This is a genomic window from Amycolatopsis sp. NPDC051061, from assembly GCF_040682935.1.
Classification (GTDB): Bacteria; Actinomycetota; Actinomycetes; order Mycobacteriales; family Pseudonocardiaceae; genus Amycolatopsis.
The window spans coordinates 46,127-62,239 of record NZ_JBFBBZ010000055.1 but is presented as its reverse complement, the minus strand read 5'-3'; the positions used below and the strand labels follow the sequence as shown (position 1 = coordinate 62,239).

Below are 16,113 nucleotides of genomic sequence, written 5' to 3'. Positions count from 1 at the left end.
AGATGTCGCAATCCACACCGAACCCGGAGGCCCTCCCTCACGCCAAGATCATCCGATCACGTGTCGCCCCGTACCCAACCTCCGTGGTCAATACACCTAGCCGTCCCAGACGGAAGCGCCCTGCTTCAGCACCTCGACGTCCGACTCCGATGACGCCGGCCACAGCTCCACCACGTACCGGTAATGCTCCCCGTACTCGTGGTCGTTCCAGTCGACCGGCGGCGGGCCGGCCGGCACGTACGACACCCTCGCCCGGTAAAGCCCCGGCAGCACCCCCAGCAATTTTTCCTGCGAGGGATAGTCCGCGGGCCCGGAAACCACGATCTTCCCGCTGGGAACCGGAAGATCCGCTTCCACGACGTGCTCCGCGTCGGCGGCCACGGGCGGTGCCGAAGGGAACGTCGTCACCGACGACTCCACCAGGTCCGACCGGGCCGTGGCGATCGCGATGCCGCCCGGCTCCGGCCCGATCCGGTGCGACTCCACCGCGAGCGCCGTCCAGCCGCTGCCGTCCAGGCGGGAAGCGGAGTCGCGCAACGAGAACTGCCGCTGGTCGGCGTGGACTACCAAATGCACACCAACCACCCTAGCCAGGACCCGCCCCGAAATGGTATCGACGCCGGGTTTAGCGTTGACGCCATGACCACTGCTTCCGTCGACGTCGACACGGCCCGCCGCGACTACGCGGCCCTGGTCGACCGCGGCCTCTCCCTCGACATCACCCGCGGCAAGCCCTCCCCGGAGCAGCTCGACCTCGCGAACGGCCTGCTGACCCTCCCCGGCGGCGGCACCTTCAAGGCCGAGGACGGAACCGACGTCCGCAACTACGGCGGCCTCAAGGGCCTGCCGGAGCTGCGCCGCATCTTCGCGGGCGCCCTGCAGGTCCCGGCCGGGCAGTTGCTCGCCGCCGGCAACTCCAGCCTCGAGCTCATGCACGACGCCGTCGTCCAGGCGCTGCTGTCGAAGCTGCCCGGCGCCGAGCGCCGCTGGGCCGACGAGCCGACCCTGAAGTTCCTCGCCCCCGTCCCGGGCTACGACCGCCACTTCGCGCTCACCGAGCGCTTCGGCATCGAGCTGGTCCCGGTCGCGATGACCGCCGAGGGCCCGGACATGGACGCCGTCGAGACGCTGGTCGCCGAGGACCCCGCCATCAAGGGCATCTGGTGCGTGCCGAAGTACAGCAACCCGACCGGCGTCACGTTCAGTGACGACGTCGTCCGGCGGCTCGCCACCATGACCACCGCGGCGCCCGACTTCCGGATCTTCTGGGACAACGCCTACGCCGTGCACCACCTGACCGACGACGAGCCGGCGCTGGCCGACGTCCTCGCGCTGGCCACCGAGGCCGGGAACGCCGACCGCGTCTTCGTCTTCGGCTCGACCTCGAAGATCACCCACGCCGGCTCGGGCGTCGGCTTCTTCGGCGCGTCCGAGGCCAACCTCGCCTGGTGGGTCGGCAACATCGGCAAGCGCACCATCGGCCCGGACAAGGTCAACCAGCTGCGGCACGCCCACTTCCTCAAGGACGAGGACGGCGTCCGCGCGCACATGCGCAAGCACGCCGAGATCATCGGCCCGAAGTTCGCGGCCGTCGACCGGATCCTCACCGAAGAACTCTCGGACCTGGCCTCCTGGACCAAGCCGACCGGCGGGTACTTCGTGTCGCTGACCGTGCCCGAAGGCACCGCGAAGGAGGTCGTGCGGCTGGCGAAGGAGGCCGGCGTCGCGCTGACCCCGGCCGGGGCGACCCACCCGCACGGCGACGACCCGGCCGACGCGGTCATCCGCATCGCGCCGACCTTCCCGGTGCTCGCCGACGTCGAGGAGGCCGTCCGCGCGCTCGCCGTGTGCGTCCGGCTCGCCGCGGCCGAACGCGCTTGACCTGCGAAGACAGAAACGGGAAGAACTTTTTTCCGATTTGACCGAGCCGGGGGCCGTCCAGGTACGTATGACCGTTGGGTGAGGTGGACGAACTCGTCACGAGAGGACGTCCCCCGGTGTTCGGAAAACGCTACACACAGCAGCTCGTCGAGCGCAGCGCGGAGAACGCGACCGACCGCCGCCGCTTCCTCAAGGCTGCGGGAGCGGCGGGGCTCGGCGTCGCGGGTGCCGGCGCGCTCGGAACCGCGCTGTCGCTGGGCCTCGGCTCGGCGGGCGCGACTTCGCAGTACCCGGAACAGAACGCGCAGGACGCCGCCGCCAGCGACGCCGCGGTGCTGAACTTCGCGCTCAACCTGGAGTACCTCGAGGCGAACCTGTACTCGTTCGCCGTCTACGGCTACGGGCTGAACGAGAAGTACGTCAACGGCGTCGGCAACCTCGGCAAGGTCTCCGGCGGCCACGCCGTGAAGTTCAAGAGCGAGCACACCAAGCAGATCATCCAGGAGATCGCCGGCGACGAGGTCGCCCACGTCACCTTCCTGCGCAAGGCGCTCGACAAGGCCGCCGTCGCGCAGCCGGAGATCGACTTCCAGAACAGCTTCACCGCCGCCATGCAGGCCGCGGGGGTGATCAAGGAAGGCCAGACCTTCGACCCGTTCGCGAGCGAGAACAACTTCCTGCTCGCCGCGTTCCTCTTCGAAGACGTCGGCGTGTCGGCCTACAAGGGCGCGGCGCCGCTGGTGAACAACAAGACGTTCCTCGACGCGGCGGCGGGCATCCTCGCGGTCGAGGCCTACCACGCGGGCATCGTGCGCGGACAGCTGTTCGAACGCGGCCTCGGCGACGTCACGAACAAGATCTCCGACGCCCGCGACAGCCTCGACGGCAAGGCCGACGACGACGAAGGCGTGCTCAAGGACGGCAAGGCCAACCTCGTCCCCGCGGACGCGAACGGCATCGCGTTCGGCCGCTCCGCCGACCGCGTGCTCAACATCGCCTACCTCAACCCGGACAAGGTCTCCTCGGGCGGTTTCTACCCGCGCGGCCTCAACGGCGACATCGCCACCAGTGGCGCCAAGGAGTGAGCCCCGCGTGCCGCCGTCACGGTAACGTCGTGACCGGCGGCACGCGGAGTCCACGAGGGGGAGCACGGTGCGAGTACTGGTCGCGGGTGGCGGGATCTCCGGCACGGTCACGGCGATGGCGGCGAAGCTCGCGGGGCACGACCCGGTCGTCTTCGAGGCCTACCCGGCCGGCGGGGACGACATCGGCGCGTTCCTCACGCTCATGCACAACGGCATGGACGCCCTGCGCGCGATCGGCGCCGACCGGCCGGTGATCGACGCGTCCTTCGCCGCGTACGGCGTCGAGCTCGTCGCTTCGAACGGGGAAACCGTGGGACGGCGGGAGTTCGACACCGAAGGCGTCGACAATCCGCGCACGCTGACCCGCGCGACGCTCTACCGCGTCCTGCAGGACGAAGCCGCGCGCCGGGGCGTGCCGATCGAGCGCGGCAATCGCCTGGTGAGCGCGAAACCCGGCCCGGACGGCGTCACGGCCGAGTTCGCCGACGGCACCACCGACACCGGGGACATCCTGGTCGGTGCCGACGGCCTGCGCTCGGTCGTCCGGCGGCTCATCGACCCGGCGGCCGGCGAGCCGCGCTACACCGGGCTGACCGTCGTCTGGGGCTACACGCGCGCGGCCGGCTTGCCGTCGGCGCCCGGGATCTACCGGATGGTCCGCGGCAGCAAGGCCGCGTTCGGCTTCACGACCGACCCGGACGGCGCCACGTTCTGGTTCGCCCGCATCCCCGACCCCGAGCGGTCCCGCGAGGAGATCGCGGCCGTCACCCCGGCCGGCTGGCGCGAGTTCGCGCACGCGGCGTTCGCCGGGGAACCGTTGCCCTGCGCCGAAATCATCGCGGCGACGGGCGACGAGCTGTTCGGCGGCCACTCCTACGACGTCCCCGAGACGCGCGTCTGGTCGATTCCGGAGATGGTCCTCGTCGGCGACGCGGCCCACGCGGCTTCGCCGGCCGCGGCGCAGGGCGCGTCGATGGCCATGGAGGACGGCGTGATCCTGGCGCGATGTATTCGCGACCTGCCGGATTCGAAGGCGGCTTTCGCCGCGTACGAGGGGCTGCGGCGCGAGCGCGTCGAGAAGCTGGTGAAGTCGAGCGCGGGTGGCGACGTCGGCGAAAAGCCGGGCTGGCTCTACGCACACCACATCGACTGGGACGCGACGATCACCGCGTAGCGCCGCACGAGTCGCGGACCACCAGTTTTGTCGGCAGGTGCACGGGTTCCGGGACGCCCGTATTGTCGATCATGGCCAGCAGCGCGCCCGCCGCCGCGGTGCCGAAGCCCGGTTTGTCCTGGGCCACCGTCGTGAGCGCCGGGTCCACCAGGGACGCCACCTCGATGTCGTCGAAGCCGACGACGGCCAGGTCCGCCGGTACCGACAAGCCGGCCGCGCGGGCCGCCAGCAGGGCGCCGACCGCCATCTCGTCGCTGGCCGCGAACACCGCTGTCGGCGGGTCCTTGCGGGCCAGCAGCCGCCGCATCCCGACGAACCCGCTCTCGCGGTAGAAGTCCCCGGTGACCACGAAGTCCTCGCGCGCCGGTAGCCCGGCCTCGGCCAGCCCGCGCCGGTAGCCCTCGGTGCGGGCCGCGGCCGGAGCGTTGCCGCGGGGGCCGGTGATCGTCGCGATCCGGTCGTGGCCCAGTGCGGCCAGGTGCCGGACGGCTTCGGCCGCGCCCGCCGCGTTGTCCGAGGTCACGTAGGTCGCCCGTGGGCCCGACAGGGCCACGTCGACCGCGACGCACGGCAGCCCGGACTGGGCGAACGTGGCGAACGCGTCGGCGTCGGTCCCGCTGTCGATCAGCACCAGCCCGGCCAGGTGGTGCCGCCGGGTCATGCCGACGTACGCGATCGGGTCGGCCAGGGACACGCCCGGGTTGCGGTCGCGGGCGTCGTCGCTCGTGGCGAGCAGCAGCAGGTGGTAGCCGTGCGAGCTGAGCGCGGACTTGAGGCCCAGCAACAGATCCTGCAGGAACGGGTGCCGCCAGCCGGGCCGCCGGTGGTCGGTGTCCCAGACCAGCCCGACCATCGCCGAGCGCTGCCGCGACAGTGCCCGCGCCGACTCGTTCGGCGAGAAGTCGAATTCCCGGGCGACGCGCTCGACGTTTTCCCGTGTCGTCGCGCTCACCGTGGCGGGGCGGTTGAAGACCCGCGACACGGTCGCGACCGAAACCCCGCAGAGCTGGGCGATCTCGCGGGCCGTGACCATGGTGACCTCCTGTACTGTAACCGGTTACATTCTTAGCATATGATCTCTGTCTGCGAAAACCCGCAGGTGCGTTACGATTTCGTTACTTGACGGATCCGGGCTGGGAGCGCTCTCATGGGTCCGCGTTTTCCGATCGGCCCGCAGAACAACGGAGATCTCATGCGCCCGAAAACGACAACCCGCCGGTTCCGCCTGATCGCCGGCGCGGTGTGCGCCGGCCTCGCCGCGGTCACCGCGCTGAGCGCCTGCGGGAGCAGCGACGCCGGCGGCGGCGGGAAGGTCAAGCTCAGCCTCGGCCTCTTCGGCAACTTCGGCTACACCGACCTGATCAAGGAGTACCAGGCGGCGCACCCGGACATCGAGATCACCGAGCGGACCGCGGCCTACTCCGACCACCACAAGAACCTCGCCGCGCACCTGGCCACCGGCGGCGGCGCCGCGGACATCGAAGCGATCGACACCGGGTACGTCGCCCAGTTCAAAGCGACGCCGGACAAGTTCGTCGACCTCAACACCGTCGGCGGCGACAAGCTCAAGGACCGCTGGCTGGGCTGGAAGTGGTCGGCGTCGCTGGCCAAGGGCGGGCAGCAGATCGGTTACGGCACCGACGTCGGCGGCCTGGCCATCTGCTACCGACGTGACCTGTTCGAGCAGGCGCAGCTGCCTGCCGACCGCGACGCCGTCTCCGCGCTCTGGCCGACCTGGCAGGCCTTCTTCGACGCCGGCAAGCGCTTCCAGGCCAAGGCGCCGAGCGGCGTCAAGTGGATGGACGGCGGCCCGACCGTGCTCAACGCGATCTTCGGCCAGGCGCCGGTCGGCTACTACGACCAGAGCGACCAGCTCGTCGTCGACAGCAACCCGGCGCTGCGCACCGGCTGGGACCAGGTCGTCGACGCCGTCAAGGCGAACCTCTCCGCCGGCCTGCTCTACAGCACCCCGACCTGGAACACCGGCTTCACCCAGGGCCAGTTCGCCACCGTCACCTGCCCCGCCTGGATGATGACCAAGATCAAGGACCAGGCGCCGGACACCTCGGGCAAGTGGGACGTCGCGAGCGTGCCCGGCGGCGGCGGCAACTGGGGCGGCTCGTACCTGACCGTGCCCAAGCAGGGCAAGCACACCAAGGAAGCCGCCGACCTCGCCGCGTGGCTGACCGCGCCCGAGCAGCAGGCGAAGGTCTTCACCAGCCAGGGCCTGCTGCCCTCGACGCCGTCGCTCTACGACGACCCCAAGATCACCGGCTACACCAACCCGTTCTTCCACGACGCACCCGTCGGCAAGCTCTTCACCGACGCCGCGAAGAAGCTGAACCCGCAGCACCAGGGCCCGAAGGCCGGCGACGTCCAGACGGAGTTCGGCAACGCGATGCAGCGCGTCGAGCAGGGCAAGCAGGACGGCACCGCGTCGTGGCAGCAGCTGGTCGGTGACGTGGCGAAGATCAAGTAATGGCCGCGGTGAAAACGCTGTCCTTCGCCGACCGGCGGTACAAGTGGGACGTCAAGCTGTCGCCGTTCGGCTTCATCAGCCCGTACTTCCTGATCTTCGGCGTCTTCGGGCTGTTCCCGCTGCTCTACACGGCTTTCGTGTCGCTGCAGAAGCGGAACCTGCTCGACGCCGAGGGCGCGACGTTCATCGGGTTCGGCAACTACGAGCAGCTGCTGTTCCACGACCCGTACTTCTGGAACGCGATGGGGAACACGGTCAGCCTGTGGCTGCTGACCACGATCCCGCAGATCTTGTTCGCGCTCGGCATCGCGCACCTGCTCAACCGCAGGCTGCGCGGGCGGACGCTGTTCCGGATGGGGATGATCCTGCCGAACATCACCTCGGTGGCGGCGGTGACGATCATCTTCGCGCAGCTCTTCGGCCGGGACTTCGGGCTGGTGAACTGGGGCTTGAGCTGGTTCGGCGGCGGGCACGTCGACTGGCAGGCCGGCACGGCCAGCTCGCACACCGCCATCGCGGCGATGGTGGTGTGGCGCTGGACCGGCTACCACGCGCTGATCTTCCTGGCGTCGATGCAGGCGATCCCCTCGACCATGTACGAGGCGGCCACCCTCGACGGCGCGAAGGGGTGGCAGCAGTTCTGGCGGATCACCGTGCCGTTGCTGCGGCCGCAGATCATCTTCTCGACGGTGATCGCGACGACCGGGAACATGCGGCTGCTCGCCGAGCCGCTGCTGTTCAACCCGGGCACGGCCGCGGCCACCGGCGGCTCGGACCGGCAGTTCCAGACCGCCGCGCTCTACCTCTACGAGCAGGGCTTCACCAAGTACGACTTCGGTTACAGCTCGGCGATCGCGCTGATCCTGGCCGTCGTCACGATGCTCGTCGCGGGCCTGTCGTACCTGGTGACCCGGCGCATCCAAACGGACTGAGGAGCCGACATGACCACCGTGCTGACGCCGGCCGCGCCCGCGCCGCCGGCGGCCCCCGGGCGGGCCCGGCGCATCGTGCGCCGGGTCGCGAGCCCGTGGACCTACGCCGCGCTGATCGCGATCCTGGCCGGCTCGGCGTTCCCCGTGTACTGGTCGTTCGTCGTGTCTTCGCAGACGACGGAGGCCGTCGGCAGCGTGCCGCCGGTGCTCGTGCCGGGCGGGCACCTGTTCGAGAACATCGCCCGCGTCTTCGACGAGTCGGAGTTCGCGCTGGCGCTGGGGAACTCGATGATCGTCGCGGGCACGATCACCGTGTCCGTGGTGCTGTTCTCGACGCTGGCCGGGTTCGCCTTCGCCAAGCTGAAGTTCCGCGGCCGGACCATGTTGCTGCTGCTCGTGGTCGCCACCCAGGCGATCCCGACCGAGCTGGGCGTCGTGCCGCTCTACATGATGATGGCCGACTTCGGCTGGGCCGGGCAGCTGCAGGCGGTGATCGTGCCCGGCCTGGTCACCGCGTTCGGCGTGTTCTTCATGCGCCAGTACTTCGAACGGGCGCTGCCGCTGGAACTCCTCGAAGCCGGGCGGATGGACGGCTGCAACTCGCTGCGGCTGTTCTGGCACGTCGCGCTGCCGGCCGCCCGCCCGGCCGCGGCGGTGCTCGGGCTGTTCACGTTCATGCAGGCCTGGAACGACTTCTTCTGGCCGCTGGTCGTGCTGGTGCCGGAGAACCCGACCGTCCAGACCGCACTGTCCAGCCTGGCCAGCGGCTACACCACCGACTACACGCTCGTGCTCACCGCCGCCACCATCGGCACCGTCCCCGTCCTCCTCGTGTTCCTGCTGTTCGGCCGCCAGATCGTCGGCGGCATCATGCAGGGCGCGCTCAAGGGCTGACCTCCCGGAGTTGACCGTGACCACCAGTTTCCCGCCCGGCTTCCGCTGGGGCGTCGCCACCTCGGCGTTCCAGATCGAAGGTGCGACCACCGCGGACGGCCGTGGACCGTCCATTTGGGACACCTTCGCGGCGGTGCCCGGCGCGATCGCCGGGGGCGACACCGGCGAGCCGGCGGCGGACCACTACCACCGCTGGCCCCGCGACCTCGCCCTGCTCGCCGCGCTGGGCGTCGACTCCTACCGGTTCTCGGTCTCCTGGCCGCGGATCCAGCCGTCCGGCCGCGGGGGCGTCTCGGCGAAGGGGATCGGCTTCTACCGGCAGCTCGTGGAAGCCGTGCGGGAGCAGGGGATCGAGCCGTTCCTCACGCTGTACCACTGGGACCTGCCGCAGGCACTGGAGGACGACGGCGGCTGGCGGTCCCGCGACACCGCGTCGCGCTTCGCCGAGTACGCGGCCCTGGTGCACGAGGAGCTCGGCGACGTCGTCGACCACTGGACGACGCTGAACGAGCCGTACCCGTGCGCGGTCGCGGGGTACGGCGAAGGACGGCACGCGCCGGGCGCGCGGGAGGGGCACGGCGCGCTCGCCGCCGCCCACCACCTGCTGCTCGGCCACGGCCTGGCGGTGCGGGCGATGCGGGCGCAGGCGCCCTCGCGGCACCGGTTCGGGATCGTGCTCAACCAGTCGCCCGCGGTGCCGGTGACGGACTCGGCCGCGGACGCCGCGGCGGCGGCGCGCCAGGACACGCTGCTGCGGCGCCAGTTCACCGACCCGTTGTTCGGCGGCCGGTACGCGCCCGGGCTGGCGGTGATGTTCGACGGCGTCTCGGACTTCTCGTTCCGCCACGACGGCGACCTGGAGACGATCGCCGCGCCGCTGGACTACCTGGGCGTCAACTACTACTACCGGCTGCACGTCGCGGACGCGCCGCACCGCGAGCCGGACCCGGCCCGCCGCACGGTCGCCGACATCGGCGTGGACACGACGCGCCTGCCGGACGTCCCGCGCACGGGCATGGGCTGGCCGGTGGAGCCGGACGGCCTCACCGAAGCCTTGGTCGGCCTGCACAACCGCTATCCGGGACTGCCGCCGCTGTATGTCACCGAAAACGGCTGCGTGTACCCGGACGTCCTCGACGAGCGCGGCATGTTCGCCGACGAGCAGCGCGTCGCGTTCCTGCGTTCGCACATCGAAGCGGCCCGGGCATCGGCCGCGGCGGGCGTCGACCTGCGCGGGTACTTCTGCTGGTCACTGCTGGACAACTTCGAGTGGGCCCACGGGTACAAGCACCGGTTCGGCCTGGTGCACGTGGACTACACGACCCAGCGGCGCACGCCGAGGGCGAGCTACCACTGGTACCGCGACTTCATCGCGGCCCAGCGCACCCCCTGAAAGCCGTGAAGGCCACCTTGAGGAACTTGAAGTTCCTCAAGGTGGCCTTCACGAACTTGGAGCTACTTCTTGTACAGGCCCTCGATGTCGTTCGCGTAGTTCTTCGTCACCACGTTGCGCTTCAGCTTCAGGCTCGGCGTGATCTCGCCACCGGCTTCGGTGAAGTCGTTGGCCAGCACCGTGAACTTCTTGATCGCCTCGGCCTTGGACACCTGCTTGTTCGCCTCGTCGACCGCGGCCTGGATCTCCGCGAGCAGGTCGGCGTCCGTGGCCAGATCCGCGACCGTGGCCGAAGAAGGCTTGTTGTGCTGGGACTTCCAGGACGGGAAGTACTCCTCGTCCACCGTCACCAGCGCGGCGATGAACGGGCGCTGGTCGCCGACCACCATCGCCTGGCTCACCAGCGGGGCCGCCTTGATGGAGTCCTCGAGGCCGGACGGGGCGACGTTCTTGCCGCCCGCCGTCACGATGATCTCCTTCTTGCGGCCGGTGATCTTGAGGAAGCCGTCGACGTCGAGCTCGCCGAGGTCGCCGGTGTGGAACCAGCCGTCGGTGAGCGATTCGGCCGTGGCCTGGGGGTTGTTGTAGTACGCCCGGAACACGACGTCGCCCTTGAGCATGACCTCGCCGTCGTCGGCGATGCGGACCGACGTGCCGTTGACCGGCTTGCCGACGGTGCCGACGCGGAACGCCGTCTGGGTGTTGACGTTCGCCGCGGCGGACGTCTCGGTCAGGCCGTAGCCCTCGAACACCGGGACGCCGATGCCGCGGAAGAAGTGCGCGAGCCGCGCGCCGAGCGGGGCACCGCCGGAGACCGCGGCGACGCAGCGGCCGCCGAGGGCCGCGCGCAGCTTGCCGTAAACGAGCTTGTCGAAAGCCAGGTGCTTCAGCTTCAACGCGACCCCGGCGCCGCCCTTGTCCTGCGCCTCGCTGTAGGCGACCGCGACGGCTTCCGCCGCGTCGAAGATCTTGCCCTTGCCGTCGCCGTGGGCCTTCTGCTTCGCCGAGTTGTAGACCTTCTCGAACACGCGCGGCACCGCGACGACGAACGTCGGCCGGAACGTGCCCAGGTCGGCGACCAGGTTCTTGACGTCGGGGGTGTGCCCGAGGGTGACGCGGGCGGTGAGCGCCGTCACGGCGATCGCGCGGGCCAGCACGTGCGCCAGCGGCAGGAACACCAGCAGCGAGTTGCCCTGTTCCATGAGCTGCGGGAACGCCTCGATGTCGGCGCGGATCTCGGCCAGCAGGTTGCGGTGGGTCAGCTCGACGCCCTTGGGGCGGCCGGTGGTGCCCGAGGTGTAGACGATCGTGGCCAGCTCGTCCGCGGTCACTTCACGGCGGCGCTCGTGCAGCTCGTCGTCGGACAGTGAAGCGCCCAGCGCGGCCAGTTCTTCGACGGCGGGGGAGTCACCGTCGAACTGCCACGTGTTGTCCAGCTCCGTGAGCCGGTCCCGGATCTCCGCGACGGCGCCGAGGTGGGCGTTCGTCTCGACGAAGACGCCCTTCGCGGCCGAGTCGGAGAGGATCCAGTACACCTGTTCGGGGGAGGAGGTGTCGTAGATCGGCACCGTCACCGCGCCCGCCGCCCAGATCGCGAAGTCGACCAGCGTCCACTCGTAGCGGGTCTTGGACATGATGGCGACGCGGTCGCCGCGGCCGATCCCGGCCTTGGCCATGCCCTTGGCCACCGCCAGCACCTGGCCGGCGAACTCCTTGGCCGTGATGTCCAGCCAGGTCCCGTCGACCTGGCGGCGGAAGCTCACCACGTCCGAGAACCGCTCGGCGTTCGCCCAGACGACATCGGACATGTTCTCGTCGTCGGCCACCGGCTTCCCGGCGGGAGCGCTGTATTCGCGCACGTGGACCTCCGTGTTCAACGCGTGCGGCAGGCGACACCGCTGTTACCCGCCAGTCAACTTAGCGTGGTGAGCACCTTAAGACCATGCTGATCGCCGCCGCACGGCGAGGGCGTGACATTCTTCGCAAGTGAACGCGCCACCCTCACTCGACATCGTCGACGAGACGTTCCTCGCCGTTCCGCCGGCCACCGTGGCCGCGGTCTTCGCCGAACCGGCGTCCTGGCGGCGCTACTGGCCCGACCTGGTCCTGGAGGTCTACACCGACCGGGGAAACAAGGGTCTGCGCTGGACCGTGCGGGGCGCGCTCGTCGGTACGATGGAGGTCTGGCTCGAGCCGGTGCTCGACGGCACCCTGCTGCACTACTTCCTGCGGGCGACCCCCGCCGACGCGGCCGGGACGCCCCGGGCGCTGGCGCCACGCGACCTGCGCCGGGAGTTCGACCGGCGGGCCCGCGCGGCGAAGGTGATCGCACTCGGGCTCAAGGAGATCCTGGAGGACGGGCGCGAGCCCGGCGTTCCTCCGCGCGGCGAGAGGTAGGGGCCAGGGGTGCGGGTACACGTCGTCTCGGACGTGCACGGCAACGCGGACGCGCTGAAGCGGGCGGGGGACGGGGCCGACGCGCTGGTCGTGCTCGGCGACCTGCTGGACTTCGTCGACTACCGGGAGCACGACAAGGGCATCATGGGCGCCCTGTTCGGCGCCGAAAAGGTCGGCGAGTTCGCGCGATTGCGCCGCGAGGGCACCCGTGACGAAACCGTTGCCTACTCGCGGACGCTCTGGGCGAGCCTCGACGACCCGGCCGGCGCCGTCGACGAGGCCATTCGCACCCAGTACGCGGCGCTCTTCGCGGCGATGACCGCGCCCACCTACGCCACCCCCGGCAACGTCGACACCCCGGCGCTGTGGCCCGAGTTCGCGGGCGAGGGCATCCGGGTCCTGGACGGCGAGGTGGCCGAGATCGGCGGCCTGCGGTTCGGGTTCGTCGGCGGCGCGCTGCTGCCCGACGGCGTCGTCCCGCGCCGCCGCAAAGGCGCTGCCTGGCGCCCCTACCTGCGGGATCGCGAGGACTACGACGCGAGCGTGGCCGCGCTCACCGAGGTCGACGTCCTCTGCACGCACGGTCCGCCGGCCCTGCCCGAGCTGACCTACGACGTCGTCGCGCGCCGCAGCGAGATCGGCTCGACGGCGCTGCTGGAACTGATCCACGCCCAGCGGCCGCGCTGGTCGGTGTTCGGGCACGTGCACCAGCCCCTGGCGCCGCGGGCCCGGGTCGGCCTGACCGAGTGCCGTAACGTCGGTCACTTCAAGGAGACGGGGCAGCCGTACGTGCTGCGCTGGTGACCGACCGCGGCGGCTACGCTTCGTCCCATGGCCGAGCAGTCCACACAGTCCATCGAGGTCGACGCCGAGCCCAGCCGGGTGATGGCCGTGATCGCCGACTTCCCCGCGTACCCGGAATGGGCCAAGGCCGTCCGGCAGACCGAGGTCCTCGACACCGACGGTGACGGGCGCGCCAAGCAGGTCAAGCTCACCCTCGACGCGGGCCCGATCAAGGACGTCTACACCCTCGAGTACGACTGGGACGGTGACGGCCTCGGCGTCAGCTGGCACCTGGTCAAGGGTCAGATGCAGAAGGCGCAGAACGGCCGCTACGCGCTCGAGGACCTCGGCGGCCGCACCCGCGTCACGTACACGCTGTCGGTCGAGCTGGCGCTCCCGATGATCGGCCTGCTGCGCCGCAAGGCCGAGAAGATGGTCATGGACACCGCGCTGAAGGAGCTCAAGAAGCGGGCCGAGGGGTAGCCGCGTGCGGATCCTGCTGTTCACCGGCAAGGGGGGTGTCGGGAAGACCACGCTGGCCGCGGCGACCGGCGCCGCCCTGGCCGCCCGCGGCAGGAAGACGCTCGTCGTGTCCACCGACCCGGCGCACTCGCTCGGCGACGCCTTCGGCCGCACCCTCGGCGCCGAGCCGTCCGAAGTGGACGCTCTCCTGTCCGCCGTGCAGATCGACTCGCGGACCCTGGTGGACACCACCTGGCACCGGCTGCGGGCCGAGCTGCAAACGGCCCTGTCCGGCGCGGGACTCGACACCTTGGACGCCGAAGAGCTGACCGTGCTGCCCGGCGTCGACGAGCTGCTCGCCCTCACCGAGGTCCGCGGGCTGGCCGAAGACGGGCGGTGGGAGACCATCGTCGTCGACTGCGGGCCGACCGCCGAGACGCTGCGGTTGCTCGCCCTGCCCGAAGCCGTCTCCGGTTACCTGCCCCGGGTGTTCAACCGCCGCGTCACGGACTCCGTGCGCCGCCTCGGCGCCCACCTCGACGGCTTGCGCGCGCTGCTCACCGAGCCGTCGGTGACCACCGTCCGGCTCGTCCTGACGCCGGAGCGGGTGGTCGTCGCCGAAGCGCGGCGCACGCTCAGCTCCCTGGCCCTGCGCGGCATCGCCGTCGACGGCCTGATCGCCAACCGGCTGATGCCCGCGCCCGGCTTCTGGCGCGGCGGCGCGGCGTCGTGGCTGCGCACGCGCCGGACGCAGCAGGACGCCGTGCTCGCCGAACTCGCCGCCGCCGGGTTCGAGGCGGTGTCCCGCGTCGAGCACCGGGCGGTCGAACCGGTCGGGCTGCCCGCGCTGCTGGAGATCGCCGCCGAGCTCTACCGCGGCGGCGACCCGCTGGACGGCGACGGCACGCCGGTCACGCCCCTGCTGCGCGTCCGGCCGGCGCCGGCGGGCTACACGCTGCGCATCGCGATCCCGCTCGGGCGGGACACCGAGGTCGACCTCGCCCGCGTCGACGACGACCTGGCGATCACCGTGGACGGCTTCCGCAGGCTCATCGCCCTGCCGGAGTCGCTGCGGCCGTGCCGGATCACCGGCGCGGAATCCGACGCCGACGGCCTGGTCGTGAGCCTGGCCGGGAACCGGGGACGCGGGTGAGCGAAGAGTCGACGGCCGACGGGCCGAAGCTGGCCGAGGAGCTCCGCCTGCTCGTCGAGATGGTCGTGGAGAAGGCCGCGCCGTGGCTGGAGGGCGTCGTCGCCGCCGGGCACGGGGACCCTGACCAGGCGAAACCGGACGGCTCGGCGTGCGGCTGGTGCCCGCTGTGTGCGATCGTCGCCGTGGTGCAAGGTGAGCGCCCGGAATTCGTCGCGCGCTTGCTGGAACAGCTGGCGCAGCTCGTGGCGTTGCTCCGGGCGGTGCTCGCGGACCGCTGGGAACCGGACGAGGGCGTGCACATGCCCGGGTTCCGGCCCACTCCGCGACCACCGGCGGACGCCTCGGTGTCGGTGCGGGTGCAGCACATCGCCGTCCGCAGGCGGGACGAGTGGCGGCCGGATCGGGAGAGCTGAGTGCGGACGATAGGGGTGGACGTCGGCGGGACGAGCGTCCGGGCCGGCGTGGTGGACGAGCGCGGCTCCCTGCTCGACACGGCACGCGTCGCGACGCCGAGCGAGGAGGGCGCCCTCGAGGACGCCATCTCCGGGGTGATCGAGGACCTGCGCAACCGGCACGAGGTGGCGGGCGTCGGGCTGGCCGTGGCCGGGTTCGTGGCGCGCGACCGCCGGTCGGTGATGTTCGCGCCGCACCTGGCGTGGCGGGGCGCGCCGGTCGCCGACCGGATCGAGAAGCGCGTCGGCCTGCCGGTGCTGCTGGAGCACGACGTCAACGCGGCGATGGTGGGCGAGCACCGCTTCGGCGCGGCCCGCGGCGCCCACGTGGCGGCGCTGGTGGCGCTGGGCACGGGCATCGGCGCGGGCCTGCTGCTGGACGGCAAGCTGTTCCGCGGCGCGTACGGCGTGGCACCCGAGCTGGGGCACCTGACGGTGGTCCGCGGCGGGCGGCCGTGCCCGTGCGGCAAGTACGGCTGCTGGGAGCGCTACTGCAGCGGAACGGCCTTGGCGGCGACGGCGGTGGAGCTGCTGGCCCGCCACCCGGGGCGCTCGACGGTGCTGGCCCCGCAGGTCGCGGGCGACCCGGGTTCGGTGACGGGCCGCCGGGTGGCCGGCGCGGCCCGCGACGGCGACCCGATCGCCCAGCTGGCGATGGCGGAGCTGGCCAAGTGGCTCGGCGAGGGCCTGGCGCTGGTGGCGGACGTGTTCGACCCGGAGATCATCGTGATCGGCGGGGGAGTGTCGGAGTCGGCACCCCTGTTCCTGGACGAGGCCCGCGAGCACTACGCGGGCGCGATCACGGGAGCCCGGCACCGCCCGCTGGCCCGCATCCGCACGGCCCACCTGGGCGACGACACGGCGATCGTCGGCGCGGCGGCGCTGGCCCTGGAAGCGGCCAAGACCCCGGTCTGACCCCACCTGCCGCGGGGGGGGGGGTGTCCTATGGGGGGGGGGGGGGGCCGAATAGTAAGAAATGGGCGCGCGGGCGGGGGGCTCAGCGGGGGGGGTAAGCCCCCCCCCCGGGT

General features: G+C 71.2%; 16 protein-coding genes. 13 read left to right on the top strand and 3 right to left on the bottom strand.

The annotated features are described in order from the left end of the window. Positions 1–96: 96 nt before the first annotated feature. On the bottom strand, positions 97–576 hold the full coding sequence (locus AB0N03_RS44040; RefSeq protein WP_364385907.1) for a hypothetical protein: 480 nt from the start codon (positions 574–576) through the stop codon (positions 97–99). A 63-nt stretch (positions 577–639) separates the two neighbouring features. Between AB0N03_RS44040 and AB0N03_RS44035 the strand changes: the two genes are divergently transcribed. The 3 genes from AB0N03_RS44035 (at position 640) to AB0N03_RS44025 (ending at position 4,140) form a co-directional block, all read left to right on the top strand. Next, a complete protein-coding gene (locus tag AB0N03_RS44035; protein WP_364385904.1) occupies positions 640–1,881 on the top strand; it encodes an aminotransferase class I/II-fold pyridoxal phosphate-dependent enzyme in 1,242 nt (413 codons plus the stop codon). Between the two features lie 116 nt (positions 1,882–1,997). Next, positions 1,998–2,966 (top strand): ferritin-like domain-containing protein, encoded by a 969-nt coding sequence (locus AB0N03_RS44030; RefSeq protein ID WP_364385901.1) that lies wholly within the window; start codon positions 1,998–2,000, stop codon positions 2,964–2,966. A 67-nt stretch (positions 2,967–3,033) separates the two neighbouring features. Beyond that, positions 3,034–4,140, top strand: a complete 1,107-nt coding sequence (locus AB0N03_RS44025; RefSeq protein ID WP_364385899.1) for an NAD(P)/FAD-dependent oxidoreductase — start codon at positions 3,034–3,036, stop codon at positions 4,138–4,140. Here AB0N03_RS44025 and AB0N03_RS44020 read toward each other — a convergent pair. Then, entirely contained in the window at positions 4,130–5,173 is a 1,044-nt protein-coding gene (locus AB0N03_RS44020; RefSeq protein WP_364385896.1) for a LacI family DNA-binding transcriptional regulator, read from the bottom strand. The genes AB0N03_RS44025 and AB0N03_RS44020 overlap by 11 nt on opposite strands. A 159-nt stretch (positions 5,174–5,332) precedes the next feature. Between AB0N03_RS44020 and AB0N03_RS44015 the strand changes: the two genes are divergently transcribed. From AB0N03_RS44015 to AB0N03_RS44000, 4 genes are read left to right on the top strand one after another with little or no spacing between them, the layout of a single operon-like run. Beyond that, a complete protein-coding gene (locus AB0N03_RS44015) occupies positions 5,333–6,619 on the top strand; it encodes an extracellular solute-binding protein (RefSeq protein ID WP_364385893.1) in 1,287 nt (428 codons plus the stop codon). Continuing rightward, positions 6,619–7,551, top strand: a complete 933-nt coding sequence (locus AB0N03_RS44010; protein ID WP_364385890.1) for a sugar ABC transporter permease — start codon at positions 6,619–6,621, stop codon at positions 7,549–7,551. The genes AB0N03_RS44015 and AB0N03_RS44010 overlap by 1 nt, the downstream gene beginning before the upstream one ends. A gap of 9 nt (positions 7,552–7,560) precedes the next feature. Continuing rightward, the gene (locus tag AB0N03_RS44005; protein ID WP_364385887.1) at positions 7,561–8,445 is read left to right on the top strand and encodes a carbohydrate ABC transporter permease; all 885 of its coding nucleotides are present in this window, start codon (positions 7,561–7,563) and stop codon (positions 8,443–8,445) included. A gap of 16 nt (positions 8,446–8,461) precedes the next feature. Then, positions 8,462–9,838 carry a GH1 family beta-glucosidase gene (locus AB0N03_RS44000; RefSeq protein WP_364385884.1) on the top strand — a complete coding sequence of 459 codons (1,377 nt, stop codon included), beginning with the start codon at positions 8,462–8,464 and terminating at the stop codon, positions 9,836–9,838. 62 nt (positions 9,839–9,900) lie between these two features. On the opposite strand, the gene AB0N03_RS43995 is transcribed toward AB0N03_RS44000, so the two are convergent. Further along, on the bottom strand, positions 9,901–11,697 hold the full coding sequence (locus AB0N03_RS43995) for a long-chain fatty acid--CoA ligase (protein WP_364385881.1): 1,797 nt from the start codon (positions 11,695–11,697) through the stop codon (positions 9,901–9,903). 127 nt (positions 11,698–11,824) lie between these two features. On the opposite strand from AB0N03_RS43995, the gene AB0N03_RS43990 reads away from it, so the two are divergent. The 6 genes from AB0N03_RS43990 to AB0N03_RS43965 are packed head-to-tail and all read left to right on the top strand — an operon-like array spanning position 11,825 to position 16,000. Continuing rightward, positions 11,825–12,235, top strand: coding sequence for a polyketide cyclase / dehydrase and lipid transport (locus AB0N03_RS43990; RefSeq protein ID WP_364385878.1), 411 nt, complete (start codon positions 11,825–11,827; stop codon positions 12,233–12,235). 9 nt (positions 12,236–12,244) lie between these two features. Continuing rightward, on the top strand, positions 12,245–13,039 hold the full coding sequence (locus AB0N03_RS43985; RefSeq protein WP_364385875.1) for a metallophosphoesterase: 795 nt from the start codon (positions 12,245–12,247) through the stop codon (positions 13,037–13,039). A gap of 27 nt (positions 13,040–13,066) precedes the next feature. Beyond that, positions 13,067–13,501 (top strand): SRPBCC family protein, encoded by a 435-nt coding sequence (locus tag AB0N03_RS43980; protein WP_086678751.1) that lies wholly within the window; start codon positions 13,067–13,069, stop codon positions 13,499–13,501. Between the two features lie 4 nt (positions 13,502–13,505). Beyond that, a complete protein-coding gene (locus AB0N03_RS43975) occupies positions 13,506–14,633 on the top strand; it encodes an ArsA family ATPase (RefSeq protein ID WP_364385872.1) in 1,128 nt (375 codons plus the stop codon). A gap of 59 nt (positions 14,634–14,692) precedes the next feature. Then, complete coding sequence (locus AB0N03_RS43970) at positions 14,693–15,046, top strand: hypothetical protein (protein ID WP_364385919.1); 354 nt, start codon at positions 14,693–14,695, stop codon at positions 15,044–15,046. A gap of 15 nt (positions 15,047–15,061) precedes the next feature. After that, positions 15,062–16,000, top strand: coding sequence for an ROK family protein (locus tag AB0N03_RS43965; RefSeq protein WP_086678753.1), 939 nt, complete (start codon positions 15,062–15,064; stop codon positions 15,998–16,000). Positions 16,001–16,113: the final 113 nt, after the last annotated feature.